The organism is Mesorhizobium erdmanii USDA 3471, from assembly GCF_000472705.1.
Taxonomy (GTDB): domain Bacteria; phylum Pseudomonadota; class Alphaproteobacteria; order Rhizobiales; family Rhizobiaceae; genus Mesorhizobium; species Mesorhizobium erdmanii.
In genome coordinates, this window is the sequence record NZ_KI421454.1 from 115,793 (window position 1) to 141,239 (window position 25,447).

The following is a 25,447-nucleotide window of genomic DNA, read 5'->3' on the forward strand; positions in this document are numbered from 1 at the left end:
ACGGCCACGGCGAGCGTCCGAGCCGCCGCGGTGTTGGCGGCGTCGCACCGAGCGCGCGCGCCGAGTGCAGCATTGCCGCGCGTCGCCGGCGCAGCTGCCTCGCCACACGGGGCATGCGATGCCAGCTCATGAGAATCCGATGCGGATTTTCATGGACGGATGTGCGGTCGGGAAATAGCGCCGACCTTTTTCGACGGCGCTCAGCAACCGCGGCCGCACCCCGGCCTTGTGCATGGTCAGTGCCAAGGCGATGCAGAACTGCACCATTTCCAGCCATACCAGGTGGTAACCGATGCAGACGTGTGGGCCGGTACCGAACTGCAGCATGTCCACCGGCCGGATCGGCTCCGTGCGTTGCAGCCACCGCGCCAGGCGGAACTGATCAGGCGCCTCGTGCAGCAGCGCCGAGGTCGACAAATGCAGCAGCGGGATGCACAGAGGGGTGCCCGCGGGAATGCGCCGTTGGCCGAGTTGCAATTCCTGCAGCGCGCGACGCGGCAGGAGCGTGGTCGCCGGATGCACGCGCAGCGTCTCGCGGAACAGCGCCTCGGCGACCGGACACTGCGCCAGGTCCGCGTGCCGGGTCGGCACCGCGCCCACGCTTTGCGCCTCCTCGACCAGGGCGTCCCACAGCCCAGGCTGCCGCGCCAGCTCGATCACCATCCAGGCCATCGTCGAGGCGGTGGTGTCGTGACCGGCAAGCAGCAGCAAGCGGATATTGGCGACCAGGACGTCGTCGGAGAGCGCATCGTCGCCGCGATCGAAGGCGCTCACCATGTCATTGATCAACCCAGTGCGCGCGGCATGCGCGCGCGCGTCGCGGACGAACTGGCGCAACTGCGCGTCGATCCAGTCGCGGGCGGCGCGGCCGCGCCGCAAGGGCAGTCCGGGCAGGTCGACCGGGGGCGCGACGATCAACTGCAGCAGTTGCCGGTATTTGCGATGCCATCCCGGCAGGTCCTGCGCTGGGATACCCATGAGGCTGAAGATGAGCTTGAGCATCAGGTCGCCGGTTTCGCGCAGGATGGTTACGTCGCCGCGGTCGCGCCACGCCTGCACCCGCGCCTGGATGACGGGCGCGAACAGGTTGCCGATGCCGGCCTGGGTCAGCCCCTTGGGCAGGAACGCCGCCTTGATCGCGTCGCGCGCCTGCCGGTGCGCGCCGCCGTCCTGGGCGACCAACGTTCCGCCAAGCAATTCGGGCGCGATCTCTTCGATCAGAGCCGAGGACACGTCCTTGTGCCGGAGCAGTGCGAACGCATCTGGATCCACGCAGGTCATCAGGTGTCCGGCAGGGCCGAAATCCAGCCAGAAGTGGCTGCCCAGCGTCCGTTCCGCGCGCCGCAGCAGGCGCGGCAGGTCGCAGACGATGGCGGGAAGATGCCCGACCAGGGGGAAAGCGCCGGGCACGACCGGGATGTCGTCCCGCAGCCGGTGCCGACGGTCCAGCGGGTTGAGCAGCATGTCCATCAGCAGCGCGCCGCCGCGGCCGCTTCGGCGGTGTCGCCGGCAGGCCGCGCGGCGCGGCTGTTGCCACCGTCGGCGTACGTCGGCACATGCGCCAGCATGCCGCCGTCGATGCACAGGACCTGGCCGGTGATGAACGCAGCATCGTCGGAGAGCAGGAACGCCACCAGCGCGGCCACGTCCTCGGGGCGGCCGACGCGCTGCAGGAGCTGGTGCCGGCTCAGATGCCGTTGCATGCACTCGTCCAGCTTGGCGAGGAGACGCTCGGTCATGATGAGACCCGGCGCAACCGCGTTGCAGCGGATCTGCGCATGACCGTACTGGGTGGCGAGCGAGGTCGATAGCATGTTCATCGCCGCCTTCGACGCGGCGTAGGACGTCTGCGCGGTGTCACCGCTGAGCCCTTGGCACGACGACATGTTGACGATCGCGCCACCGCCGCGGGCGATCATTCGTGGGATGGCCTCCCGGCAGCAGAGCAGCGTGCCGCGCAGATTGGTCGCCATGGTCTGATCCCAGACCGCCAGGTCCAGGTCGAGGATCGTGCGGTCGCGCGGTGTCAGATGCATGGCGCTCGCGTTGTTCACCAGCAGGTCGACCCCACCGAAGTGCCGCTCCGCCGTCTCGAACAGCGCTGCCACCGCCTGCGCATCGGCGATGTCCATGGCCAGGGCCAGCGCGTGGCCCGCTTCGGCCGCGATCTGCGCGGTGCAGGCGACGGCCGCCGAGCCATCAATGTCGGCCACCACCACTCTGCCGCCCTCGCGCGCGATAGCGAGGGCGCATGCCTTGCCGATGCCGGCGCCGGCGCCGGTCACCACGGCCACCTTGCCTTCAAACCGTCCTCCTGGGTTGCGTTGGTCTTTCGCGGCATGCCGCTCAGCCTCCGCCAGAGAAGGCGCAGGGTCGGCGCTGGCGCGCTCGCTAGCGTCGCTTTCGATGACCCGAATGGCGGCGACCGGGCACTGGCTGGCCGCGAGCCGCGCGGCGGCGTGCAGCGCCTGCGGGACCGTCGCCACGCACACTTCCGCCACGCCGTCCGGTTCGCGCTGGCGAAAGGTGCCCGGCAGCGTCAGCACGCACTGCCCGGTGGTTCCGCACAGATCCTGATCGATCACGACGCGCATCTCAGCCCCCCTGCGCATGCAGCCGCACCGGCAGCGCGCGGAACGTCCTAAGGAACGCGGAGGGTTCCCGGGTCGGCTGCTCGGCCGATGCCAGCGTGGGGAAGCGCGCCTGGATGCGCGGCAGGCTCTCGGCCAACTGCACCCGGGCCAGTTGCGCACCGAGGCAGAAGTGGATGCCGTGGCCGAAGCTCAGCATGATCTTCCCGTCGGTCGACATGCCAGGAGTAGTGCCGTAGAACCGCGCGGGATTGAAGCGGTCGGGATCGGCGAAGGCGTCCGGGTCGCGATTGCCGGCCGCGATGAGCACGCGCACGTCCGCGTTCTTCGGGATCACCACGCCGCCCAGTTCGATGTCGCGCTGGGCGATACGCGGAATGGAGCTGAACATGGCAGGCGCGTCGCAGCGCAGGACTTCTTCGACGAATGCCTTCACCCCCACAGCGTCTCCCTGCAGCCAGTGCCGCTGTTCGGGATACGCGAGCATCGCCAGGACCGCATGGTCGATGGTCGCAGCAGTGGTGGCGAAGCCGCCCAGCAGCATGCCCCACAGCATGCTGATCAACTCCGCATCCGACAGCGTGTCGGCATCGTCGTCGTGTGCGCCGACCACCATCGACACGATGTCGTTGCGGGGATCGGTGCGCTTGCGCTGTATGAGATCGCCGAAGTAGGCCTGCACCCTGGCGCTGGCCGCGTCCGCCTCGGCGAGCTGGGGATCGCTGGCGTGTGGGCTCAGGCCTTCCAGAATGGCGCCGATGCCGGCGGCGAGCCCGAACATGTCATCCTGGGGCATGCCGAACAGTTCGGCGAAGACCAGCATGGGCACAGCCAGCGCGAATTCCCAATGCAGGTCCACCGCCTCCCCGCGCTCCAGCGCGGGCGCCATGCCGTCCAGGCGCGCTGCAACGATGCGTGCGATGCTCGGCCGCAGGTTGTCGATCTGGCGTATGGTGAAATCGCGCGAGATCAGCCGGCGCAGACGCGTATGCGTCGGTGGTTCCTTCATCGCTAGCGTGGACGCGAGGAGATTGAGTGACAGGCTGGTCGCCGCACGCGGGAAATAGCGCGCCAGTTCGCCCGGCGCCGGCCCCCGAAACGCGTCGCCCGTGGCCTTGAGCGCCCAGAAGATGTCGGCGTGGCGGCTCAACAGAAAGAGGCCCGACGCCGCACGATGCACCGGATCGTGCTCGCGCAACCACCGCATGAACGGATACGGGTCGTGGATGCACGCTGGCGACGCAAGTTCGGCGAAGGCGTCCCGGCATGCTGCCTTGGTTTCTTGCACGTCCATCTTGGTTACCTGTTGGCTGGCTGATCTGACCGGCGCGTGCTAGGCGCGCCGGCAAATTGCGGAGTAGATCGCGATTCCGGGCGGCGTCCGCGCGTCACCAGAGCACCGGGAACTCCTCGAACCCGCCAGTGATGATCTCCTTGCGCAACTTCAGTTCTTCGGGCGCCACGGCCAGGCGCAGCGCGGGAAAGCGCTGGAAGATCGAGCCGACCACCACCTTGAGTTCCAGCCTGGCCAGCGCCATGCCGATGCAGTAGTGCGGCCCGTGCGAAAACGTCAGGTGCGGATTTTCGTCGCGTCCGATGTCGAAGATTTCCGGGTCGTCGAAATGGCGCGGATCGAACGACGTCGCCGGCAGGCCGACCAGCACCTTGCTCTCCGCGGGAATATGCACGCCCGCGATAGTCACGTCGGTCCTCGGATAGCGCATGATGCCGTCCCAGCCCGCGCCCGGCGGGTACATGCGCAGGATTTCCTCCACCGCCTTGTCCACCAGGGATGGATCGCCGACTAGGCGTTCGCGCTGTTGCGGATGGCGGAACATGGCCAGCAGGCCGAATTCGATCTGCGCGACGGTGCTCTCGTGCCCCGCCACCAGCATGCCCGCCGCCAGGCCGATCGCCTCTTCCTCGGTCGCATTGCCCTGCTCGACCGCCGCGAGCAGATCCGTCAGCAGGTTGTCGCCCGGATCCTGGCGCTTGTCCCACATCTTGCCGCGAATGTAGGCGCGCAGTTCTTCCCAGGCCAGGCGCGACGCGCTGCGCGGGCCGCTTTCATGCTGGTGCGTCATCACTTCGTCGGACAGCCCGGCGAAAAAGGCGTGATCCTCGTAGAGCACGCCCATCAGCGCGCTGATGACCATGGCCGGCAGCGGAAAGGAGAGGTGGCGCCTCAGGTCGGCGGGCTGGGGCTGGGCCGCCAGCGTCTCGAACAACTGCGCGGCGATCGCCTCGACCTGCTGCGCGAGCAGCTTCACCCTGCGGTTGCTGAAGGCCGGCGCCACGATCGTGCGTAACCGGGCATGCTCGCCCCCCTCGTGCGAGACAAGCCACCCCGGCGAACCGAGAATCACCGAATCCGGGGTGAATGCCGCCGGCGGCATTCCCGCGGGCCGGAACGCCGCGTCGGACAGCGCCGCCTTGGCTTCGTCATAGCCTGTCACCCACCAGCCTTCGTGCCCGGACGGGAAGCGCACGCGGTGGATCGGACCGTTGGCGCGTAGCGCCAACATCTCGGGCGAGGGCTCGATGTGGTCGACGCGCCACATCGGCAGCGTCGGCAAGGGTTGTTCGGACATGGTGGCACTTCACTCTCTAGCGATGGAAGGGCGGAAGGCGCTGCGGGCAGCGAATGACGATGGCATGTAGACGTCCTCCGCAGCGTAGCCAGACTCGATTATCAAGATCGGCCAAGGTGTAACTGCCTAGGCATACCGCGTGGCGAGATGCAGAACTTTATCCTGCGCCTTCAGGATAAGACGAGTGTGGTGGGCCTTTGAGTCGCAGCCGGCCATCAAGATTTCCTTCGCAAGGGTCGACAAGGGCGGCAGCCTGTTTGGGTACGGGGCGGTTTCGCCGAGGCCCCCTTGCATAGAATGTTATCTGATGCGGATTTGACATTTTGCTCTTCTTTCTCCGTTTCATCGATCGCGGTGTCATCCACGAAATGAGGGTCGGTCGGCGGCTCCTGGCTCCCAACGAAGGAGTTTCAAAACTCGTGCCAATTTGGCCGACCCAGCGAAGAAAAACATTGTGATTACTTTTCAGCGGATTAGCCTGAGGCCAGACAAGAGCTCGGCGAATAGGCCGGTGTCGCGGACCCAACAAAGACGACAGAAGAGTGTCGGATAGGCGACACCTCTTTGTCAGTTGTCCTGTCCTGGAATGATGGCAGGCCACCTGACCCTATTGACCCATAGGAGGTTGGCTCAGGGGTTCACGTGCTTGCTTAGGGGCGCGTTCGAGGCGGCTTGCGGGCGCGTTGCCAATGCAACACTTTGGCTATCCGCAACACCGCCAGCTGGGGCGAAGCCGGGACGGCCTGCGCGTCGGAGTCCAAGAAGTTCGGCGCTTGGGACGGCAACCTGATGACGGAATGGCATGTCCGCTATGGCGGTCGCGGCGTGATGACCTACTGGCATGTCGAAAAGGGCTCGACCTGCATTTTCTCGCAACTCAAGCGCTGTTCGTCTTCGGAGGTCGCCGCGATGATCAAGGGTGTGCTGCGACACTGCACCAACGTGGAGATTCAGGGCCAATATTCGACAGCCATGGCCAGAGCGCCGTCGGCGCCGCTTTTTGCCGCCTGCTCGGGTTCACCTGCCGCCACGCCTGAAGGCGATCGCCCGGCAGAAGCTGGCGCCGTCAGGCCTGCGCGCTGAATTGCCCAATCTGCTTCCCATTCTTTCCAACGTCATCAACTGAGAGGAGGTTGAGCAGCAGTATGGCCACAGTCAATCTGGGCCGGCATCGATCTGACTGCCATCCCGAAATATCACGGTCGCAGCGGTAGCCAGAACGACCATCGGAATAGCCTCCGGCCTTCGTTCATCCCGAAGAAGGGATGACCGACCAGTCCGTTTTTCGCGCGCGAATGCGGCAGCTCCATTGCGATCGCGGCAATTCGGATTGGCGCGGGCGCCATGTGCTCCGACCCTGAGGGCTGTCCCGGTCGGCGCGAGCTATCGCTTAGCGGCGATCAAGTCATCGGCTTTCGGAATGACCGGCGACGCTTCGTCTCAACGATTATGCCGGTCGGGTTGTCGGCCGTATTCTTCGCCTTGAACACGGCGGTTCGCTTCGGTTTTGGTTTGGGTGGCGCTTGAGGCTCTACCCTTGGCTCCAGCGTTTGCTTGCCCTTTTGTTTGTCCTTGCGGGAGCAAAGCAAAGCCTTGGCGGTCGCCGCGTCCGCATCCGAGACCACGCCGGCCGGCTTGCCATCGAGATTGACCCGTGCGGCGCCGGCATCCAGTCTCGCCAAGTATTTGGCCATCTTGGTATACGCCAGCAGGGCTCTCCTCAATTCATCATCGGACAGTTCGCCGTCGAGCACCCGAATGTCATGATGGATGCCGATCTTGAGCGGCCTGGGCGCTTTCGGATTGAACGCCGCAGGCCACTTGGCCGATAGATAGCGGAAAAGCTGTGCAGGCGATTTGCCTCGGCTACAGCTCAACATCATAAGCCTCGCCCTTTATTTTCGTTTCCAATTCGGACCTTCCTAGCACTGATATATGCAATGATTTGGAAAAATGAGAATTCGCCCCGCAGGGCAAAGCAGCGGGCGCCTCCTCATTCGGACAGGCGAAGTGCCTGGTGGGCCGAGCAGGATCGGCGCCAATCACGCCGAGCCGTCCCGATAGAGTTCACAGCCATACATCAGGGTCGGTGGAATGCTGTTCCCCCATATCTCCGCAAGCTCATTGACCCTTGGCAGTGCATCTCAAACGCCGGCAGCGAAAAAGACTCGACGGCCCTCCCCGGAGGGCCGTCAGCGAGTAGGACCCGAAACCGTCGCGGCTCCTCTCACCCGTTCGGCCGTTCCGTCGTACCAGGGCATCGCGTAGCGCGAAAGCTACTCAGGCGACCGTTCCGTGATCTCGGCCGGATCGACGCCGCCCTTGGACAGGAAGGCAGGCGAATGGCTGGCAAAAAGCGTTCCGCCGCAACCCGGCGTCGATCCCCAGAACCTGGCGGGGGCGCGGCGGAACTGCCGGGCGGCGGCCATTCCGGAATAGCTGCCGCCGATGACAATCGGCGCAGCGAAATTCAGAAGGTTGTGGGCGACAGGCTTCGGACTCCCATTCGATTGCCGACTCGGCTCATGCCTTGACGGGCAATATTCTGAGGATGTTTGCATATCACGTTCATGGTTGCCACCATGGAGATCGCCTCAGAAGCGGCGCCCAATCGGAAACATTAGCACCGCCGCGTTTTGGCTCGGCTGCTTGAACTCCTCGACGGCAACTGCCTCAATTAGCAGATCCAAGGCTTCGCGCCCCCTCTGGCTCATCGGGTCATCGCCTCGCAGGTAATGATACGCTCGATCTAGATGCACTCGCGCGGCGGAAAAATCGCTTGTCATATGACCCTCTCAGTTGCCGCCCGCGTTAGCCGTCTACGAGGTGAGGGTCACGCAATCGTCAATATCCACAGACGGATTTGATTTAAATCGCAGATGATCCGGGAGAAACCAAACACCGGCTTGTCCTATGCGTGAGCTCCTTGATTATGTCGCCGGCGGGCCCGGTGGACTCTGCAATAGGGTTGCCAAGCGAGCTGCACTGTCCGGGCCATATTGTTTATTTTCGGCGCCAAGAGACCTATCGGGACGCTCTTGTCGCCGAGTAGAGGCTGAGGAATGACCCACAGTTAGCGGCTCGTAATCATGCGGGGCGTAGCCAAGAAGCATCACAGCACCTGCCCAATCACATTTGACCTTAAAGACCCGGCACCCAGATTGTGCCGAGTCTTTTTCTGTGGTTAGGGCAGCGTGATCCAATTGAGCGGGTCAGGAATATTGTCCCAGCACGGCGATCAGGAACCTTCTTAAGCCCGTCACCGACTTCAGAAAGCCGACGGGAGCTGCAACGACTTGACTAGGCGTGCCCTGCGAGCTTGACGGTGTCAGCCCCGAACGCGCCTTGTTGGCTGTGTGCCAGTCCCTGACCGACAGCGGATTGCGACATGACAACTTCTCCACATCGGAGGTAATCGTGGCGAAGTGCCTGCGCGCGAAGCGCCAGGAAAGGCCGGTTAAAGAGCCGCCCCGCTTGCAGGAATCGAACTCATGGATGACTGAGGCGTCGGCATCCTCGATGCCATTGCTTGGCAGGACGCCATTATGGCTTTTCTGCGTTCTGTCTTATCGCTGTGACATTTCCCGCACAGGATGACGTTAACGACACTCTTTCCGCGTGAGGTGAGGTGATGAGAGCAGGTTAGAGTGACGCGCGGCAGGGAGGGCAGGAGGCGATGGCAAAGGCTGAAACTCGGTAAGACGGCGCAGACCCTTACGCTTGCTACAAAGAGAATGTTCTCGAAGAGTATCGTTATGATCAATCCGGCGTCGCGAGGCTCGGCGGGCTGAAGGAGGACGCTGGCAATGATGCGGTCAGGGGATGGTTGGCACGATCCACGCCAGGCACCTGCATGGATCACCCCGCAAAAGTGGCGGACGGGACCTGGAATCGAGCCGACATTGCGAGATTTTCGCGGCCGTGGCGGCTTCGCTGTCTGCTGTCCGCAGGGCGAAGCGCGCATCAGATGAGGGCCAGCGGCGGGTGCACCGGCGCCCGAACCGCGGGGATGACGAACACGATCTTCGCCGGCTAGGACAGCGGCACCGCGAACTTAATGTTGGAGGCGCCACGCCGCTCGATCTAGCGGAGGCGTGGCGAGTCGATGCGGCTGGCCGGCAAAACCCGCGCTGCAGCTCGATTTCGGGAAGGATCCTTGCCGCTTAAATATGATTCACCGATGAAGCTTAGGGTGTCGACCATCTCGAGGTGTTCGTCGCCAATGATTATCCGGGCGGCTACTGGACAATGCCAATTATTCGACATCACTCCGAATTCCAGTCTGCCATTTATGCGACTTTCGAATGTAGCGGCTAAGTTAAAATGTCCGGATCTGGCAAAGTAGGAATGTCGCTCCTGCCTTGCCAATCTGCCCGCATTCGAGAGCGCGGGAGATTGCAGATTGGGACTGGTTCTGATGAGCGAACGCGAGCTGCGGCGTATCGAGGTTTTGTCGAAGATTGTTGAGCGGCGAATGACGAGCGTTGCAGCGGCGAGCCTGCTTGGCGTTTCAGTTCGTCAGATCCAGCGGCTGTTGAAGACGTTCCAGGCGGATGGCGCTGCGGCTCTCCGGCACAAGGCGCGTGGCCGGCGCTCCAACAATCGCATTGTCGATGGTGTTCGCGACTTCGTGCTTCAGCTGATCCGCGAACACTACATCGATTTCGGACCGACGCTTGCCCGCGAGAAGCTGATCGAACGGCATCAGCTCGCGGTCAGCAAGGAGACGCTGCGCAAGTGGATGACGGAGGTTGGAATCTGGACGTCGCGCCGTGAACGCAAGCAGCGGCTGCATCAGCCGCGCGGGCGACGAGACTGCTTGGGCGAGATGGTGCAGATCGACGGCTCGCATCACTGGTGGTTCGAGAACCGTGGGCCCAAATGCGCCCTGCTCGTCTTCATCGACGATGCGACCGGCAAGCTGCTTCATCTGCGCTTTGCCGGCTCCGAGAACACGTTCGACTACTTTCACGCGGCAAAGGCGTATCTGCGGGAATGGGGCAAGCCGCTTGCGTTTTACAGCGACAAGCATGGCATTTTCCGAGCGACCCATGGTTCCGAGAAGGATAGAAGCAGCGGCCTGACACAGTTCGGCCGGGCTCTTTATGAACTCAACATCGATATCATCTGTGCCAACACCCCACAGGCCAAGGGTCGCGTCGAGCGCGCCAACCAAACGCTCCAGGACCGGCTTGTGAAGGAACTGCGCCTGCGCGACATCAGCACGATCGAAGCGGCCAATGCCTATGCGCCCGAGTTCATGGCGGACTTCAACGCACGCTTCGGCAAGGAACCCCGCAATCCGAAGGATATGCACCGCCCCCTCGCCGATCATGAGAATCTGGACGGCGCCATGTGCCGCAAGGAGGTTCGCACGCTGTCTCAGGCTTTGACGCTGCGCTACGACAAGGTGCTGTTCATTCTCGATCCGACCGATACCGCGAAGCGGCTTGCCCGCAAAAAGGTCGTCGTCTGCGACTATCCCGACGGTCGCCTCGAGGTCATGCACGACGGCATCGCCCTACCCTACAGAACCTTCGACAAGCTGCGTTCGGTTCATAGATCAGCGATTGTCGAGAACAAGCGACTTGATGCTGCCCTGGACCTGGTCGCCCAGATGCAGGCTGGCCGGGAGCTTCATCGCAGCCAGCGCGGGCCGCGGCGCACCGGACAGACGAACCACATGTTCGGCATTCCCGACGGCAGCCAGAGCAATGGCTATGTGAAGCGTGGCCGCAAGCCCGGCCGGAAGGCGGATTTCACAAAGGACCCCGCGGTCGTCGTGCGGCGTGAGCAGGCGTTTGCCAGATTGCCCGCAGCCAAGGTCGAGAGCCAGGCCGTCAAAGTCGATCTGACACTCACAGAGAGCGATAGGCATCGTATTGCGGATGTCCTCGCGGTGCTGGACGAGTATCCAATCAACCGGAAGACTCAACCGACAACGGAAGCCGGCTTTTAGCTCGAAGAGGGCCACGCGGCTCTCAAAGCTAAAGCCGACGGAGATCTACTGGATCGCCCCCGATCGGGCTGCGCAACCCCGACCAGCTGACGCCCGATCGGGCGCTCTCGTCGTGGCCAGCACCACCGCTACGCGACATTTCTACTTTGCTGGCCAGGCGACATTCGAACTTGGTTGCAACATCGAAGCACAGAGGGTGAACATCGAGCCCGGCTCATTGTTGGACTCATAACGCAGCGAGCGGCGTATCGAGAACATGGCGCATTGCTCAAAGCCATAGAAGCTAAGTTCTTCGGTCGCTCGAACATCAGGTCTCGAAACGCTACCCCTAAACCACGATCAGCTCTCCGCTACACCAGAACCTTTTCGAGGTCCAAAGCATCACTGCGAAGGCGGCCCGAAGCCAATGTTCTGTAGTTCCCAGTAGGCAGTTTGCCGGCCTGCAAGTTTCGTTCTGGGCGCTCCCATGCATAGAAAGGACCGGTTTTGAGCTTGGTCTTTCCTCGGCGGCTCCATATTGCAGCTTCGTACTTCGCATTCGCGCGGATTGCAGAATCATTTGACGACAGTGCCAGCGCTTCCAGCATTTCGGCCGCCAACTCACTCGTGGCCGAAAAATAGGGCCGCCCAAGCTTGCGGGCTTGTACCAACGAGTTAAGGCAGCGTTGATCAAGACTGAGTGAGGTTTTGTCGGCACTTGCTGCAATCATCCATGCCCACACGACATACCCATCGCTTATCGGGTCATGTTTGTCCCAAGGCCATGGTCCTTCACCCGGCAGTCGAGGGACGGCCCCCGCCCTGATATCGGCAAGAGCCCAAGAAAGGTCTGTCCATGGATCGGCGTCGAGCTTTCCTCGACGATCCGACTGAAAACCGGAAATTCTTTCCAAGCCGCCTGGATACGATCCGCTCGAACCAGCAAGGACCAACGAAAGGCTGGGATCCGGTGCAACCAAGCGCAACGCGAGCTCTGGACCGAAGCCGGATTTGACTAACGCGATTTCTGCGTTAAGGCCAGTCTCGAATAGCGGCACGTTAACTTGCCAGACTTGATCGCCTTCAATGCTGACGCTCAAACGCAGCCGCTCCTTAGGACGGAACGCGAGAGAACCAAAATTGATGATGATCTGGTTGTCGTCCTTTCGGGGATGGAGGCCCTCGACTCTCTGAAAAGCGCGCCACCCCCCCCTTCGAGCCGAGGTAAGATCGATCGAAAGACCAATTGAGAACCGCTTTTCCAAACGGGAAGTGAGCGGCGTAGTAGCCCTCGAAAATTGCTTCGCGGCATATTCAGTCAAGTTGGGCGAGACCACTGGCGCAAGATCTTCGTCGATGTCGACAGGCGCCGCAGAGGCCGTTCGGAACAACTGATACGCTTGAATGCGGCTTGGTCGAAAATTAGAGGCTGGCGTCTGTCGCGGCTTCTCGCCTAATTCGACGATAAAGGGGTCCACGCCGCCGATAATGTTGATTTTCGTCGTCGTTAAGGCACCCGTCGTGAGATCTTCCGCGTAGCACAAAAAACTTCCGACCTGCAGTTGCGTCTCTGCAACTCCATCTTTGTTGCTCAGAAGATCAGCCCCACTTAATTCACGTTTCATACCGATTAGGCGGAAATGGTATGGCACATGCGCTGGCCCGACAATGCGGACATTGTGCACGTCAGGATGGCCGATCATTCCACGAGCTCCACGATCTGGGCGGGAGGAGCGGCTGTGAAGACTTGATCTTGATATGAGGGATTCCCGCCTGGGAATTGCGCGGAGGTCGTGTAGCGCGTGAGATCGGGGTCGACACGAAATCTCCACGCCAACTCAGCGTCGTTCTTGGTAAAAATCCGCCCGTTTCCATCATTCGCCGTGACAGACACCGCGGCAAGCATGTGGCTTTCGACCGCCGTCCGTACGACGACGGGAATCTGGGGATGTGGTACCCTCAGCAACTTAACATCCCTGTTGAATTGCGTAAGAGATTCTGTTTGCAGATCGGTATTGTTGAAGGCGGCATTTGCGATACGACCTAGCGTAAATAGGATCTGCTGTCCGGTCACGACCCAGCCGTCGGGATTGGTGAATTCGACGCTTGCTCCGCTTAAGCCTTCGATCAAGGCCTGCGTGAAGAAAGGCGGAGCTCCATCAGTTGGAGCCCATGCGCTGGTGCCGAGTCTGGATCCGGCGAGCGAAACCGAGCTTGTCCTGCGTTTAGTAAGCGCGGTAATATCGGGGGTGATCAGAGCTGGGCTTTGCGCTCCATTGATCTGCTGAAATATCGCTGGAATGACTTCCTGGCAGGCGTCCAGAAAGACCCAACAACCATCGGCTTGCAAAGTTGGCAGCGCCGACGCCAGCTGCGTAATGTTAATAGATTGCGCCCATGGCCTGTGATTGATGGATCGGATATCTTCCAATACAGCAACGGCCGTTGTATCGCTGTCGGTCACGCCGTGTGACGCCATATAAAAAAACATATGATCGCCTGGGCGGCATCGTCCAATCCAGTGATCCCCGGCAGTGTGATAATTGGCTTCGTTGGCTGGCTGAACGACATCGTCGACCCGGGGATCGTGATCTACGATCCCGAGGCTGAGCGTGTCCTGGCCGGCGACTTGGGCCGGATCGGACAACAACACCTCAATCGAACCGAGCGGGGCGACCAAGCTGTCGGCCCGATCAAGGAGGAAGCGGACGATAGCGCGTGCACCAGCGGTCGTCGCCACCCTGTCGGCGGACCCGTTGGCGCTGAGGCTCGGAAAGCGGCCACACCCGATGATGAATGCGTGGGTCTGAGGCGCGTTGCCTGGCCGAAGGTAGATTGTGGTCACGGCGCAAGCCCTATATTTTTTAGACGAGCGTTCAGCCGGGTGTAAAACATCGTACTGGAAAAATATGCGCCATGAGCGTCCAGCACGCCTGCGATCGTATCGACGGAGAAATCCTCGCTGCCTTCAAAAATCGGGGATGTGACGAAAGAAAGCACGTCCATCTTGTCAAATGCATTCCACCAGTTCTTGACCGCCTCTGGCCGCGGCACCGGTTTGGTTTGTCCCGAGAATTCGGAGGTGCTCGCGTCATAGAGTTTCATTTCTTCGAACAGCGCAACCTGTGAGCCCACGGTCAGAAGGAGATTGATCTCTAGTTTCGTACCAATAGCCGCAGAAAGGCTCTCGACAGTTTCGCTCCTCGAGAGCAGGTCATAAAGGATTACGCCGCCCATGCTGTGGCCGATCAACACAAATGGTTCGGCGGGCCTTCTCTGTTTGACCGCGGCAATGATCGCCTCGGAAATTGTTTCTCGGATCTGAGTGCGAGCGTCGTTTGCTCGAAGGTACCTAAAAACATCACCTATAAAGATCGCGAGACCCGGCGTGATCTTTTCCCGGCCCGCCCGTGCGAACGGGCTGTTGACGAGATTGGAGGCTCCGCTCTTTATTTTATCGGCTGCGGCTTTCACCTTATCTAGGAATCCTAGCCCTTGAATGGCAGCCCCAGCCTCGGCCTCTTTGCGAAGCCGATCACAAAACTGTGCGTCATCAGTCACGGTCGCCAACCATGCGGGCTTTGGTTGGGCTGCAGCATATCTGGCTGCTCCCATCCAGAAGAGTTCCTGATCCTGAGCGAGCGCCTCGTTTGCGTCCGAGAGTGCCGAGACAGAAAGTGCACCGACCACCGCGGCAAAATCGATCCGGGCAGCCACCAGGATTTCAGAACCATCGCCTTGGGCCAAGGCGGCGCCAATGCCTAGTGCCTGGTACTCGGCATCGAACTTCGGAACCGACGCCAACTTCCACTGAGGGTCAGCACCAAACTCGCCCCAATAAGGATTGCGGATCGTGAAATCCGCTGACGAAAACGCGAGTTCCTTAAAACGGCGATCACGAATCGCCACGTTTACGTCAAAACCGGCATCTGATTTTCTGTTGGCAACGCCGTGAACAAAAACGACCTGCACCATTCCCGTACCCCCTAATATTTGCACTTAATCTTGAATGCCTGTGGCTAGCAAGCCACAGCGCCTACATGTTCAAAGTCTCCGATTCCTATTTCTCGAATAGTCTGTCACCCTCGTTCATAGGGAGGATTCGGGGATGGACGCTTCTACGATTACGCTGAATGATTACCAGACCGCTGCGAAGACGACAGACAAAACGCACGGCAAGGCGACCGGTTTGGGGTTGCCCATCCTTGGATTGTTCGGAGAAACCGGTAGCCTCTTGAGCGAGGTGAAGAAAAAGCAGCGAGACGCTAACGCATACGACTCGTATGAACGCGGTGTGCTCGAGGAGTTCGGGGATGCGCTTTGGTATCTGGCGATCATCGCGGCGCAAGCGGATATTTCGCTCGAAGAGCTGGCAGCGGACTTCCGCCATTCGCCCGATGGGCCGCTTACCTTCCTGCAGCTACAGCCGCAGCCTAGCCTTCGACTCCCATTTCCAACCCCCGAGGTGTCACGAACCCTTCTGAAGCTCGCGAACGCCGTGGGAAATCTAGCCAACGAGCACGGCGAAGCTGTTTCCAAAACGGACAGACCGTTACTTCTCAGCAAGTTGTCGGTCATTTTCCGAAATCTTATTGATGCCGCCACCGAAGCTGGCGTGACATTGGGCGATGCCGCCGTTCGCAATATCCTGAAGGCACGAGACAAATGGCCGCTCGAACGGATGCCGCCAGCTTTGTTCGACATCGACTTCCTCCCGGAGGAGCAGTTGCCGCGCCATCTGGAGATTGAGATCTTCGAGCGGCTGAGCGGCGAGAAAGCGTATGTGTACCAGCGGTGCAACGGCGTTAATATTGGTGACCGGCTTACCGACAATAACATCGTCGAAGATTTCTATCGTTTTCATGATGCGTTCCACTATGCTTACGCAGCCGTCTTGGGGTGGTCGCCGGTGACACGGGCGCTTCTGAAGGTGAAACGGAAAAGCAAAACCAAAGTGGACGACGGCGAGGATGGCCTACGAGCGATCATCGTTGAGGAAGGCGTAGCAGCCTACGTTTTTTCGCGTGCGAAGGAGCACGGCTTCTTTGAAAGCCGAGATGAGGTCGATCTAAACTTGCTGAAGACGGTCAAGGGATTTGTTCATGGTTTCGAGTCTGAAACTTGCCCTCTGTGGCTTTGGGAACAGGCCATCCTGACGGGCAATTCAACCTACCGTTATCTCAAAGAACATCGTCGTGGACGGTTGGTTCTCGATCTAGACAAACGGAGCATGACCGTGCAGGAGCTTGCGCCATGAAAGCTGCAGCCTTTGTCGAAGAACTTGCCTCGTACAGGTTTGAAAACGCGTTCAATCCATATGTTGACGCGTGCCCAGATTTCGATACCGACGAAGCACCGGCGATCCGGCGCAGGAACCTCGAAGCGGTTCTGGATGCCGCATTAGCGCGGGGTGTTCATTCATTCTGGATCGCCCGCGATCTTGGCTATCGAGGCGGTCGTCGCACCGGACTCGCGCTAACTGATGAATTGCATCTCGATTGGCACGCAGATTTGCTCGGGACAGCGCCATTGCACAGAGCGACAAAAGGACCTCCAATTGCCGAGAGAACGGCTACGGTCATCTGGCAAATGCTGAGATCGATCGAGCAGCCCATTTTTTTATGGAACGTCTTTCCTTTCCATCCTCATGCAGCAGGAGATCCGATGACCAACCGCTGCCATACAAAAAGCGAGAGGCTTGCCTGCAAGCCCCTGCTTGAAAGTCTGATCGCCGCCCTCCGACCAAAACATCTCGTTGCAATCGGCCGCGATGCGCAGTCCGCCCTCGCCGATCTTGATCTGGCCGCAACAGCGGTACGGCATCCAAGTTACGGCGGACAAAATGAATTCATAGGTGCACTGGAGACGTTTTACAGCGTTCGGGGTAGAGCGGTCCCGCAGACACAACTGCATCTTCTCTGATCAGGCCGCTTCTCTCAGGCTTCCCGTCGCTCGAGCCTCATCAAGGAGGTCACTCAGGCTTTCCCTGTCCGACGGGCAGTCGACCACGGCATGGGTCGAAACGATCGTCAGGCTTCCCACGTCGACTTTCACCTCGTCTGCAACGAATTTCATCAAACGGCCGAGGCCGATGAGATTTCCCAGAAGCCGTTCGATGTAGTAGTGATTGCGGTACATCGCCGTCAGCAGAAGCTTGCGTTCAGGCCCATCCGTAAGCTTGAAGCTTAGGAAGCTCAGGCACTGTCTGTTCATCAGAGGACCGGCGTCACGGATGGGATCGTAGATAGTGATCTCGTAGACATTACGGAAACACCTGCCGGATGCAACTTGCTCGCGCATTTTCGTCACCATTTCGTCCAAGGGATTGAGGTATTTTCCCTTTTTCTGCAGCGGAAAGGTGATCATACGATCGAAGTATCGTCCCCAATCGCCCTTTTTGATGCGCGGAAGAACCTTGGTTCGATAAACGTCATAGAAGGCGGGAGCCTTATGTCTCAAGAATAGAGAGCGCGGAAAGATGGTGTTGGCGACGGTCTCTACAGGATACCTCTCGTATTCCCGGAGGTACTCATCGACAAGGGAGATAACCTCTAGGTCGGCGTCGCTCATGACCGTCGGGTTGGCGACGTCCACGATGACGTTTTGTGCATCGTGGCTGCCACTGGCCGAATTGACGGCAGTGACGGCCGCGAGCCAAGCAGACGCGCAGCTAGGCTGCGTTTTGATGGGCAGATACACCGACTTCCTCCTTCAGCACCGCGATCCGGCGCAATCTCTGTGAAACGTAATCCTCGGTAACCCAAGCATGGCCATTCAGACCCCAGAACGCTCCCCAGGAGTTGCGCACGAGCAGACCCCGCCGCCCTCCAACGATCCCAGCGCCTACCGCGATAACAGCATGACGGGTGACGTCTTTCTCGCCAGGATAGCCTGCGACAATTCCTTGGCCGCCAGGGTTGTAAAACGCCTCGCCGATGTACAACACTACTACGGTCGGAGATCCTCCCAGCAAATTCGCAAGGATCTCGTCAAAAGACCCCGGCCCGCGCTCGAAGTTTCGAAAATACTTAGTTTCGACGACCGGCGGCCCCCAATGGCTCAGGTCCGCAGGTAAGTCTGCAAGATAGGGCCAGCTTGTCTCGGGAGGCTGTCCGTCGTCGCGGATCGCTTCAAGGATGTGCAATAGGAGCGCACCTTGGTTCGGCAGCAGGCCTGCACGCCTTTGCGCGTGGTAAAAAACAAACTCGGCCGAAAGTGGATCCCATCCGTCGCGAACCGCCGCATGGCAATCGCTCACAGCAAAAGCCAAGCATGTTGGGCGCACGCCCTGATCACGCACTTCTCCAAACATGCTGCGCAGGTCATGGGTGAGCGACGGCCTCGACATTACGCGGCCTCCAGTCGGAAACGACGTTCCGCACGTGACCAGCCCGCGACTTCGGGGCCATTAAGATCTACCTCGAGCGTATAGTCATTGATAACGCTGCCAGGCTGCCAAGGCCGCGCTTCCGTCATCCGGATGGTGCCTTGCTGCTGCCTTACAGATTGCGCGACGATCCTTCGAACGACAGGCCCCCCTGAGTTCTCCTCCCCGGTCACCTCCCGGATATCTTCCCTGACCGCGAATGCATCCGGCGTCAGCTCATCAAAACGCCATAGATAGCCGGCGCCGGCGTTCTCCTCCAGGCGCATCACAAAAAGATCGTCGGGGCCGCCGTGAAGAACTTCTCCTCTATCTGCCTCGCTCAGCTCCCAGACATCACCATAATATGCTGCCGGCTCCACCTCGCCGAGAATCCCCTTTTTAATCTTCTTCGGCTCTATGTCGGCAAGGCGTTTTGCATCTGAACGGCTGATCAAATTATAGCGGGCAAGCGTCCAGCAGGTAGCGGAGTAGCTCGTGCCGGCCCGCAGCGACAGCTGATAGACGATTCGAGGATGGGGAAGATCAGGCTTAGTCCAGCCGTGTCGCTTACAATGAAAGAGTGCCAGCCATTGAGGCAGGAGAAATGACGCGGCGAACGCATCCGCCTCTACCTCTTGAAGATTTGTATTCCTTGAAGCCGCAAAGGGGCTGCGGCGCAGGATCGAATCGTCATCAAGGCTTGGCATGTGCTTGAGATAAAAATGTCCGAGCTCGTGGGCCGCAGTGAACCGTTGCACGCTGAGCGGACGCTTGGTGGTAACAAGCACCCCGGGAACCGGCTCGCTCATGAATGCTCCGAGCAGACCTTCCAAGGGGCGAAAGATTAGCGGCAGGTTGAGATGTGCCATGACGCCAAAAACGTCGATCTGGCCATTCAGAGCACCGTTGGCGCGTTCGATCCTGTCTCGAATCGCCAGATCGTTCTGTAGCCGACCGGCGGCGGCCATCGCTTTTCGAATGCCGTTTTCGATCGCCGTCATTCTATTCTTCCTCGATCGAAGAGCGGCTCTTCAAAAAGTCTGCGAAGCGGCTCAGTTCCTCGAGGTCGTTTGATGACAGCTTGGATGCAGTGCGGGCCAAATGGCGCACCGGACCCGAAATGTCCGATGGGTCCGCGTCGTTCGTGAAGTAGCTTACCGGTCTCCGGTAAAGAGTGGCGAGTTTTCGAAGCTCGATGACATCGACCTTGCGTTGACCGGTTTCAATGTTGGAAAGAGCGCTCCGCGGAATACTAAGGCGGCTGGCGACTTCGTCCTGGCTAAGCCCAATATATTCCCTAGATTGACGCAATTTATCGGCGATGGCCAGGCGCTCGGCCTCGTCCGGCTTTTCGTGGTTGGCGGGGCCTTTCATGCGACCGCCCCATCAAAATGCTTATTCCAGAGCTTGGCCATGCGTGATGTCACATCGTCGACGGCTTCCTGGATTGATTCATATCCCCCTGGACGTACAGCCGCCTGACCCACCTCGAACCCAACCACCTCATCCAGAACACAGAGAATTTCGACCACGGTGTGGGAATCGATATGGATCGCCTTTACGATCAGCTCTTTTTGAGATTTTGGAAGAAGAACACCTTCAAATTCCGCCAGATCCTTGACGGACTTGATGAGCTCAGCAAGTAGCGTTTCCTGGACGTGCTCGAGGGGATAGGGGGGAACTTTGACTTTGGTGCTCGGATCGGTTGGCAAGGCGCGGTCCTCCAAGGATGTCACCAACGCCTAACATAGTTCGTCTGTTTTTCCAACAGGCACTGTCTGAAATTCGGACATCATTTCTCCAGCGTCCTCTCGATAAGCGTGACAATGGCCGACGCGGCTTCTTCGGGTGTTCGCATGTTCGAGACGATTTCCACTGGATAATGAGAACCTTCCTCAAGCGCGAGGTTTCGGTAAGCGTCGCGCAGCTTCAACCAGCTGCCAATCTCGTCATCCCGATCGATCGGCTGATCCCGATCGAGAAGAATGGCGAGTGCCGGCTGAAACTTATCCCAGACAAGTCGTTCGGCTTCCACGAGCGTTCTAAGGCCAGCTTGATGAACACCAGCGGCCGCACCATAGACGAGTGTCGACCACCAGAAACGATCAAGGATGATATGTGTCCCGGATTGCAGCGCTGGCACGATCAGCCGTTCGATGGCATCAAGATGAGCAGCAATGTGAAGCGCCTGCTTCGAGAGCTCGCTCATTGTCGCTATTCTAAATGCCGCCGGGTCGTGGTGAATATGATAAACGATGGCGCCAAGGGTGCCTTCGCCTTTCCCAGGAAAGCTCAAGAATTCGAAGTGGCTAAATCGTTGTAGCAGGGCAACCTTCAAGAGATCAATTGTCGTGGTTTTGCCAACTCCGTCCGGACCCTCGATAAAAAACAACTTGCCTGACATGTGCTTCCCCATTCAACCCGCGATGTCCGCGGCGGATCGCCTCTAAACTGATCTGCGCTGGTGCACAATAACGTTGGCTTCGCTGTTCAGCTTGCGCGACCCGACATCCGGCTGCATGGCGGTCGGAGGGCGTCTGCGATTCCTTGGAAACTGGAGATCGGGCATTTCGCCATTCTATCTCATGCCGTCTAGACCTACCCTGTCGGACCAATCTTTTCTCCGCTACTATGAACCAACCGCAGGGGGGCACCGGCGAACGTGTTAATTAAGCGGATACGAATCTCTAACTTCCGTTCCATTAAGCAAGCAGATATTGAGCTTGGGGCGGTAAACGTGCTTGTCGGACCTAACAACGCCGGCAAATCAGCAATACTGGAGGCCCTTCGTATTTCCCTAACTCGACGATGGGGCCAAAAGGGCACCGGGTTTACTGAGTACGACGTTCACTTATCCGACGGCAGGCCTGATCCCAAGGTAGGCGATCCGGTAATTATCGAGGTGGAACTTCAGGAAGAGGCCGCCAACGAGTGGCCGGAAGACCTTCATGGTGAACTGGAAGACATCATCCAGCTTGATCCCGTCTCTGGCCGGGCCTCCATCATCATGCGGGTCAGCTGCTCTTGGGACGCAGCCGAGGAGAGTTTCGTTCCGCGATGGGAGTTTCTGAACGTCGATAGAAATCCGCTCGCAGGTCGCGGTGCCCGGGCGGTCAACCTGCAGGAATTCTTCCAGTTCCTTCCGGTCTTCTATCTCGAAGCCCTTCGCGATGTCGCAGACGAATTCTCATCGCGAAGCCAATTCTGGGGCAAACTTCTCAGGACTGTGCAGATTCCCGAAAATCTGGAGCAAAAATCGAAGCACATTTTTGATTTGCTAAATAGGCGCCTTCTCGATGCCGACCCACTCCTCGCAAATCTCGCGACCGGCTTGTCGCATATCAGTCGCGTAGCCGCGGCTGACGTTCCCGGGCAGGCCGACTTGCGCCTCCTGCCTTTGAATACATGGGATATCCTGTCCAGAGCCGAGGTCATCTATCAAACCGAGGGGGGCAAGCCCTGGCTGCCCTTGGCACGGCACGGACAAGGGATTCAGAGCCTCTCGGTCATGTTCTTGTTCAAGGCATTCGTCGAACTCATACTTGGCGATCTGTATCGGCCGGAAAGCTCTGCCGTGCTAGCGCTCGAAGAGCCAGAAACGCATCTTCATCCGCAGGCCGCCCGAAGCCTATGGCGCCACATCAATGAGCTTCCCGGCCAAAAGATCGTCACCACCCACTCGCCATATTTTCTACAGCACGTTCCTTTTCGTGACATTCGCGTGATCCGGGTCGGGGCAAACGGCACAACCATAAGCTCTCTTCCCCGCCAGTTTCGGGCTGCGGTTCCACATATTCCGGCGCTCGATGCAATCATCGCCACATCGGGCGGCCTCGTTAATTATGATCGCGGCCTCAACGAACTGGTGCTTTCCGGGACCCCGCCGCAAAACCAGTATCAACAGCTCCTCGTTGCTTATAGCGGGCGGCCTGACACGCAGGCCCTTCACGCTTCACTGCGCCAGGTATTCGATGCCTCGAAAGAATTCGTTTCTGACACAGAACTCAATCAGCTTGAGACCTTCGCCCGGCGCATACGCGGGGAGATCTTTTTCGCCCGCCGTTGGCTGTTGGTCGAGGGGCAGTCCGACTACCATCTGGTACATGGCATAGCTAAAGGTTTGGACTACGACCTCGACGAAAACGGCGTCGCCGTCATCGACTTCCAGAATTGTGGCAACCCAGAAATCTTCGCAGTTCTTGCGCGCGCCCTGCATTATCCGTGGCTGATCGTGGTGGATGGAGATGCCGCCGGTCAGGGGTACCTTGCAAAGATCACCGGTCGAAGCTTCTCCCAGCAGGAAATGGCGAGGCGCTCGTTTTCCCTCCCGGCAGGCTATCTTGAGCAGCAGCTCGTCGCAGACGGACTGCAGGCGGAGCTAAAGGCGATCCTTGTTTCGCTCGGCAATGTTGCGGCGGCAAATCTTGATGACGCCGCACTAATTACGACGCTGACGAGAGACAAGAGCGGCTATGCTGCCGTCCTTGCAAAACAGTGCGCCGAGAGCCCTGCATTGGCTCAGCGCATGCCGGCCCCGTTCCGTAACGCAATCCTGTCTCTGAGAGGCCTGACATGACCGAATCCGCCCTCAGCGTCGCGCTATCCGAACTGACCGAAGCACAGGCCGTTGCAGTCGACTGGCGCGACGGACCAATGTTTGTTCTGGCCGGTCCAGGCTCGGGCAAAACACGGGTACTGACGACCCGCGTCGCCAAATTGCTTGCCGACACACCCGACCGTTCGTTCCGGGTGCTTGCTTTGACCTTCACCAACAAGGCGGCCGACGAAATGTCGGGACGGGTTACAGCCCTGGTGCCCGAACAGGAACGTCGCGCACTGATCGGGACCTTTCATTCCTTCTGCATGCAGGTGCTGCAGCAGCATGGTTCACACATCGGCATAAGCCCCGATTTCGCGATCTACTCCCTCGATGTCGACCGTCAGGAAATCCTGCGGGACGCGATTAAGCAGGTAGGGTTGAGCGCTGACGATATCCGGCTTCTTTCGACGATCGACAAACTCAAGTCCCGGCTCGTACAGCCCGAAGGCTCTGCGCAATATTTTCGCGACCCTTCAGACGGCACGCGCGTAGAACGGCTTTATAAGGCTTATGAGGCGGCACTGACTAAGGCCAACGCTCTGGATTTCGGCTCTCTTATTGCTCAAGTTCATCGTTTGGTTACGAGCTTCCCTGGCATCGCCGCGCGTTATCGCAAAACGTACGCTTACTGGATGTTCGATGAGTTCCAGGATACGACCGACGGACAATACCGCCTGATCCGGGCGCTTGCCGGCACTGATTTCAAAAATGTCTTTGCCGTCGCAGACGACGACCAAATCATCTACCAATGGAATGGTGCGAGCTACCAGCAGATACAGCGGTTCAGAGCCGACTTTTCCCCGCAGGAGCTTCAGCTTCCCACCAACTACAGGTGCCCCCCAGCAATCGTTGCGGCCGCCAACCGCCTCGTCGTTCACAACCGCCAGCGAACCGCCGCTAAACGGCCGCTTGAGGCAGGCAAAACGCTTCTTCGCTATCCCAACGAGCAGCACATCAGGGTGCTGCGCTATTCTACCGACGAGGATGAGGCAGCTTCGATCGCAGACGGCGTTTCGAAAGTCGACAGAAGCCGCTGGGGTGAAGTAGCGGTTTTGGCAAGAACGCGCTCCCTGCTCGAAAGGCTGCAAGCCGCGTTGACCCAAAAGCAAGTGACCGCAGTCATTTCCCAACGCCGCGACGATTTCCGATCACCACAATTCTTGTGGCTTTCCGCAGTATTGCGGCAAGCCCTTCGGCCGCTCGATCGGCGAGCACTGGAAATCCTCACAGGCTCCTTCAATCGCTGGTTTAGCACCGACACGCGAGTTGATCTAATCATCACCGCCTCCGAACTAACCGAACGCTCCTTCCTTGACGAGTGGGCAATAGCGGTGAAAGCCACTTTGCCGGATAGCCTGGATGCCACCGAACTCGCAGACCTAGCCTCGAAGTTTGGAAAGGAACCCACGCGGTTCCGGCCTTTCATCGAAGCTGTTCTTGCAAAAATGCCAGTACAGGTCGACGGATCGAGCGACATCGCCGAAGATCGCGCCGCTTGGTCAGATCTGGCCCGAAACATCGGAAAGGCAATCGGTCGCGATGCCCCCCTGGAGCAGTTCCTACAGGAGCTGGCCATCCGTTCTAAGGAGGCCCCGGTTGGCAGCAATACCGTGACCCTCATGACCATTCATGGGGCCAAGGGCAAAGAATTCGATCACGTGTATGTGGTTGGCCTCGCCGAGGACATCCTTCCCAGTTTCCAAAGTTTGAAGGCAGGTGAGAACAGCCCGGAGATGGAAGAAGAGCGGAGGAACTGCTTCGTTGCGATTACGCGCGCCCGCGAATGGCTTTGTCTCTCTTACGCTGATTCATACCGAGGCTGGAGCAAACGACCTTCGAGGTTTTTGAACGAAATGGGATTGATGCTGCCTGGTCACGCGGCAAAATGAGTCGCTGCTAGTCCCCGCGTTAAGCCACTACCTTACGGCGCTTGGCTTTACCCGCGCGCCTTTCCTCATCCGGCTTGGTCATCAGGGCGACCGGGGCTCGATCCAGTAAACGTGCCCAGCGGACATGTAGACGACGGCGCCACGCTCAGCGCCGGTAACCACGAGGTAGTCGCGCAGCTGTGCCGCGTGTGCGCTCTGCGCAGTCGCGTCCGGATTCACATCTGATTTCCAGTCGACGACCAGGACGATTCGATCCCCCTCCATCACGACAGCATCCGCCCGGCCAGCAAGGAAGCGTGGCGGGCTGGCGGCCCAGAGTGGGATTTCGGGAACCAGCCGTGAAACGAAGGGGGTGAGCTCGGACAGGTCGAGTGTGCGCAGTGCCGTGGTCGCCACCTCGACCGGATCCGGCCCGCCCCGCCTCGGCGTCGTCATCCACGAGAGTTTGCAGTTGGCCCAGCAGTTCGGACGC

General features: G+C 59.6%; 20 protein-coding genes and 3 pseudogenes. 6 read left to right on the forward strand and 17 right to left on the reverse strand.

Annotation, left to right across the window (positions count from 1 at the left end; translation table 11 throughout):
- Positions 1 to 126 precede the first annotated feature (126 nt).
- From A3AU_RS0130960 to A3AU_RS0130975, 5 genes and pseudogenes are all read right to left on the reverse strand, one after another.
- Complete coding sequence (locus tag A3AU_RS0130960; protein WP_027056337.1) at positions 127 to 1,470, reverse strand: cytochrome P450; 1,344 nt, start codon at positions 1,468 to 1,470, stop codon at positions 127 to 129.
- Positions 1,470 to 2,294, reverse strand: a complete 825-nt coding sequence (locus tag A3AU_RS0130965; protein WP_027056338.1) for an SDR family oxidoreductase — start codon at positions 2,292 to 2,294, stop codon at positions 1,470 to 1,472. The genes A3AU_RS0130960 and A3AU_RS0130965 overlap by 1 nt, the downstream gene beginning before the upstream one ends.
- A gap of 18 nt (positions 2,295 to 2,312) precedes the next feature.
- Positions 2,313 to 2,594 (reverse strand): annotated as a pseudogene (locus tag A3AU_RS1000000141030) (ferredoxin); the annotation flags it as partial.
- Between the two features lies 1 nt (position 2,595).
- Complete coding sequence (locus A3AU_RS0130970) at positions 2,596 to 3,885, reverse strand: cytochrome P450 (protein ID WP_027056339.1); 1,290 nt, start codon at positions 3,883 to 3,885, stop codon at positions 2,596 to 2,598.
- A 94-nt stretch (positions 3,886 to 3,979) separates the two neighbouring features.
- Positions 3,980 to 5,182, reverse strand: coding sequence for a cytochrome P450 (locus A3AU_RS0130975; RefSeq protein ID WP_027033415.1), 1,203 nt, complete (start codon positions 5,180 to 5,182; stop codon positions 3,980 to 3,982).
- 717 nt (positions 5,183 to 5,899) lie between these two features.
- Between A3AU_RS0130975 and A3AU_RS0130985 the strand changes: the two are divergent.
- A pseudogene (locus tag A3AU_RS0130985) lies at positions 5,900 to 6,305 on the forward strand (Tn3 family transposase); the annotation flags it as partial.
- A 277-nt stretch (positions 6,306 to 6,582) separates the two neighbouring features.
- On the opposite strand, the gene A3AU_RS0130990 reads toward A3AU_RS0130985, so the two are convergent.
- Positions 6,583 to 7,065 (reverse strand): ProQ/FinO family protein, encoded by a 483-nt coding sequence (locus A3AU_RS0130990; RefSeq protein WP_335337264.1) that lies wholly within the window; start codon positions 7,063 to 7,065, stop codon positions 6,583 to 6,585.
- A 711-nt stretch (positions 7,066 to 7,776) separates the two neighbouring features.
- Positions 7,777 to 7,968, reverse strand: a complete 192-nt coding sequence (locus A3AU_RS1000000140595; protein ID WP_027056342.1) for a hypothetical protein — start codon at positions 7,966 to 7,968, stop codon at positions 7,777 to 7,779.
- 1,631 nt (positions 7,969 to 9,599) lie between these two features.
- Between A3AU_RS1000000140595 and A3AU_RS01000000136430 the strand changes: the two are divergent.
- Positions 9,600 to 11,006, forward strand: a pseudogene (locus A3AU_RS01000000136430) (ISNCY family transposase); the annotation flags it as partial.
- Positions 11,007 to 11,491: 485 nt separating this feature from the next.
- Here A3AU_RS01000000136430 and A3AU_RS0131010 read toward each other — a convergent pair.
- Genes A3AU_RS0131010 through A3AU_RS0131020 form a run of 3 tightly spaced genes read right to left on the reverse strand, consistent with a single transcriptional unit; the run spans position 11,492 to position 15,095 of the window.
- Positions 11,492 to 12,823, reverse strand: a complete 1,332-nt coding sequence (locus tag A3AU_RS0131010) for a hypothetical protein (RefSeq protein WP_027056343.1) — start codon at positions 12,821 to 12,823, stop codon at positions 11,492 to 11,494.
- Positions 12,820 to 13,965: a caspase family protein gene (locus A3AU_RS0131015; RefSeq protein WP_027056344.1), complete on the reverse strand. Its 1,146-nt coding sequence runs from the start codon at positions 13,963 to 13,965 to the stop codon at positions 12,820 to 12,822. Before A3AU_RS0131015 ends, A3AU_RS0131010 begins: the two co-directional genes overlap by 4 nt.
- Complete coding sequence (locus tag A3AU_RS0131020; protein ID WP_027056345.1) at positions 13,962 to 15,095, reverse strand: alpha/beta hydrolase family protein; 1,134 nt, start codon at positions 15,093 to 15,095, stop codon at positions 13,962 to 13,964. Before A3AU_RS0131020 ends, A3AU_RS0131015 begins: the two co-directional genes overlap by 4 nt.
- Before the next feature lie 133 nt (positions 15,096 to 15,228).
- Here A3AU_RS0131020 and A3AU_RS0131025 point away from each other — a divergent pair, with 133 nt between their 5' ends.
- Both A3AU_RS0131025 and A3AU_RS1000000138485 read left to right on the forward strand, forming a co-directional pair.
- A complete protein-coding gene (locus tag A3AU_RS0131025; RefSeq protein ID WP_027056346.1) occupies positions 15,229 to 16,377 on the forward strand; it encodes a nucleoside triphosphate pyrophosphohydrolase family protein in 1,149 nt (382 codons plus the stop codon).
- Positions 16,374 to 17,042 (forward strand): uracil-DNA glycosylase, encoded by a 669-nt coding sequence (locus A3AU_RS1000000138485; RefSeq protein WP_081709733.1) that lies wholly within the window; start codon positions 16,374 to 16,376, stop codon positions 17,040 to 17,042. Before A3AU_RS0131025 ends, A3AU_RS1000000138485 begins: the two co-directional genes overlap by 4 nt.
- Here A3AU_RS1000000138485 and A3AU_RS0131035 read toward each other — a convergent pair whose 3' ends face one another.
- The 6 genes from A3AU_RS0131035 to A3AU_RS0131060 all read right to left on the reverse strand — a co-directional run bounded on the left by A3AU_RS0131035 (position 17,043) and on the right by A3AU_RS0131060 (position 20,890).
- Positions 17,043 to 17,819, reverse strand: coding sequence for a thymidylate synthase family protein (locus A3AU_RS0131035; RefSeq protein WP_027056348.1), 777 nt, complete (start codon positions 17,817 to 17,819; stop codon positions 17,043 to 17,045).
- Positions 17,791 to 18,468, reverse strand: coding sequence for a C1 family peptidase (locus tag A3AU_RS0131040; protein WP_027056349.1), 678 nt, complete (start codon positions 18,466 to 18,468; stop codon positions 17,791 to 17,793). Before A3AU_RS0131040 ends, A3AU_RS0131035 begins: the two co-directional genes overlap by 29 nt.
- The gene (locus A3AU_RS0131045; RefSeq protein ID WP_032918477.1) at positions 18,468 to 19,487 is read right to left on the reverse strand and encodes a protease inhibitor I42 family protein; all 1,020 of its coding nucleotides are present in this window, start codon (positions 19,485 to 19,487) and stop codon (positions 18,468 to 18,470) included. Before A3AU_RS0131045 ends, A3AU_RS0131040 begins: the two co-directional genes overlap by 1 nt.
- A gap of 1 nt (position 19,488) precedes the next feature.
- A complete protein-coding gene (locus A3AU_RS0131050; protein WP_027056351.1) occupies positions 19,489 to 19,860 on the reverse strand; it encodes a helix-turn-helix domain-containing protein in 372 nt (123 codons plus the stop codon).
- Positions 19,857 to 20,213, reverse strand: coding sequence for a hypothetical protein (locus A3AU_RS01000000136435; RefSeq protein ID WP_051355514.1), 357 nt, complete (start codon positions 20,211 to 20,213; stop codon positions 19,857 to 19,859). Before A3AU_RS01000000136435 ends, A3AU_RS0131050 begins: the two co-directional genes overlap by 4 nt.
- A gap of 65 nt (positions 20,214 to 20,278) precedes the next feature.
- Positions 20,279 to 20,890, reverse strand: coding sequence for a dTMP kinase (locus tag A3AU_RS0131060; protein ID WP_161633553.1), 612 nt, complete (start codon positions 20,888 to 20,890; stop codon positions 20,279 to 20,281).
- A gap of 258 nt (positions 20,891 to 21,148) precedes the next feature.
- Between A3AU_RS0131060 and A3AU_RS0131065 the strand changes: the two genes are divergently transcribed.
- Both A3AU_RS0131065 and A3AU_RS0131070 read left to right on the forward strand, forming a co-directional pair.
- Positions 21,149 to 23,062, forward strand: a complete 1,914-nt coding sequence (locus tag A3AU_RS0131065) for an ATP-dependent nuclease (RefSeq protein ID WP_027056353.1) — start codon at positions 21,149 to 21,151, stop codon at positions 23,060 to 23,062.
- Complete coding sequence (locus tag A3AU_RS0131070) at positions 23,059 to 24,975, forward strand: ATP-dependent helicase (protein ID WP_027056354.1); 1,917 nt, start codon at positions 23,059 to 23,061, stop codon at positions 24,973 to 24,975. Before A3AU_RS0131065 ends, A3AU_RS0131070 begins: the two co-directional genes overlap by 4 nt.
- 81 nt (positions 24,976 to 25,056) lie before the next feature.
- On the opposite strand, the gene A3AU_RS1000000140915 is transcribed toward A3AU_RS0131070, so the two are convergent.
- Positions 25,057 to 25,410, reverse strand: a complete 354-nt coding sequence (locus A3AU_RS1000000140915) for a PD-(D/E)XK nuclease family protein (RefSeq protein ID WP_335337269.1) — start codon at positions 25,408 to 25,410, stop codon at positions 25,057 to 25,059.
- Positions 25,411 to 25,447: the final 37 nt, after the last annotated feature.

Bases quoted from the DNA above. Each gene is read 5' to 3' on its own strand.
- A3AU_RS0130960 (WP_027056337.1), bottom strand. From the start codon at position 1,470: ATGGACATGCTGCTCAACCCGCTGGACCGTCGGCACCGGCTGCGGGAC.
- A3AU_RS0130970 (WP_027056339.1), bottom strand. From the start codon at position 3,885: ATGGACGTGCAAGAAACCAAGGCAGCATGCCGGGACGCCTTCGCCGAA.
- A3AU_RS0130975 (WP_027033415.1), bottom strand. From the start codon at position 5,182: ATGTCCGAACAACCCTTGCCGACGCTGCCGATGTGGCGCGTCGACCAC.
- A3AU_RS0130990 (WP_335337264.1), bottom strand. From the start codon at position 7,065: ATGATGTTGAGCTGTAGCCGAGGCAAATCGCCTGCACAGCTTTTCCGC.
- A3AU_RS1000000140595 (WP_027056342.1), bottom strand. From the start codon at position 7,968: ATGACAAGCGATTTTTCCGCCGCGCGAGTGCATCTAGATCGAGCGTAT.
- A3AU_RS0131010 (WP_027056343.1), bottom strand. From the start codon at position 12,823: ATGATCGGCCATCCTGACGTGCACAATGTCCGCATTGTCGGGCCAGCG.
- A3AU_RS0131020 (WP_027056345.1), bottom strand. From the start codon at position 15,095: ATGGTGCAGGTCGTTTTTGTTCACGGCGTTGCCAACAGAAAATCAGAT.
- A3AU_RS0131025 (WP_027056346.1), top strand. From the start codon at position 15,229: ATGGACGCTTCTACGATTACGCTGAATGATTACCAGACCGCTGCGAAG.
- A3AU_RS1000000138485 (WP_081709733.1), top strand. From the start codon at position 16,374: ATGAAAGCTGCAGCCTTTGTCGAAGAACTTGCCTCGTACAGGTTTGAA.
- A3AU_RS0131040 (WP_027056349.1), bottom strand. From the start codon at position 18,468: ATGTCGAGGCCGTCGCTCACCCATGACCTGCGCAGCATGTTTGGAGAA.
- A3AU_RS0131045 (WP_032918477.1), bottom strand. From the start codon at position 19,487: ATGACGGCGATCGAAAACGGCATTCGAAAAGCGATGGCCGCCGCCGGT.
- A3AU_RS0131050 (WP_027056351.1), bottom strand. From the start codon at position 19,860: ATGAAAGGCCCCGCCAACCACGAAAAGCCGGACGAGGCCGAGCGCCTG.
- A3AU_RS0131060 (WP_161633553.1), bottom strand. From the start codon at position 20,890: ATGTCAGGCAAGTTGTTTTTTATCGAGGGTCCGGACGGAGTTGGCAAA.
- A3AU_RS0131070 (WP_027056354.1), top strand. From the start codon at position 23,059: ATGACCGAATCCGCCCTCAGCGTCGCGCTATCCGAACTGACCGAAGCA.
- A3AU_RS1000000140915 (WP_335337269.1), bottom strand. From the start codon at position 25,410: ATGACGACGCCGAGGCGGGGCGGGCCGGATCCGGTCGAGGTGGCGACC.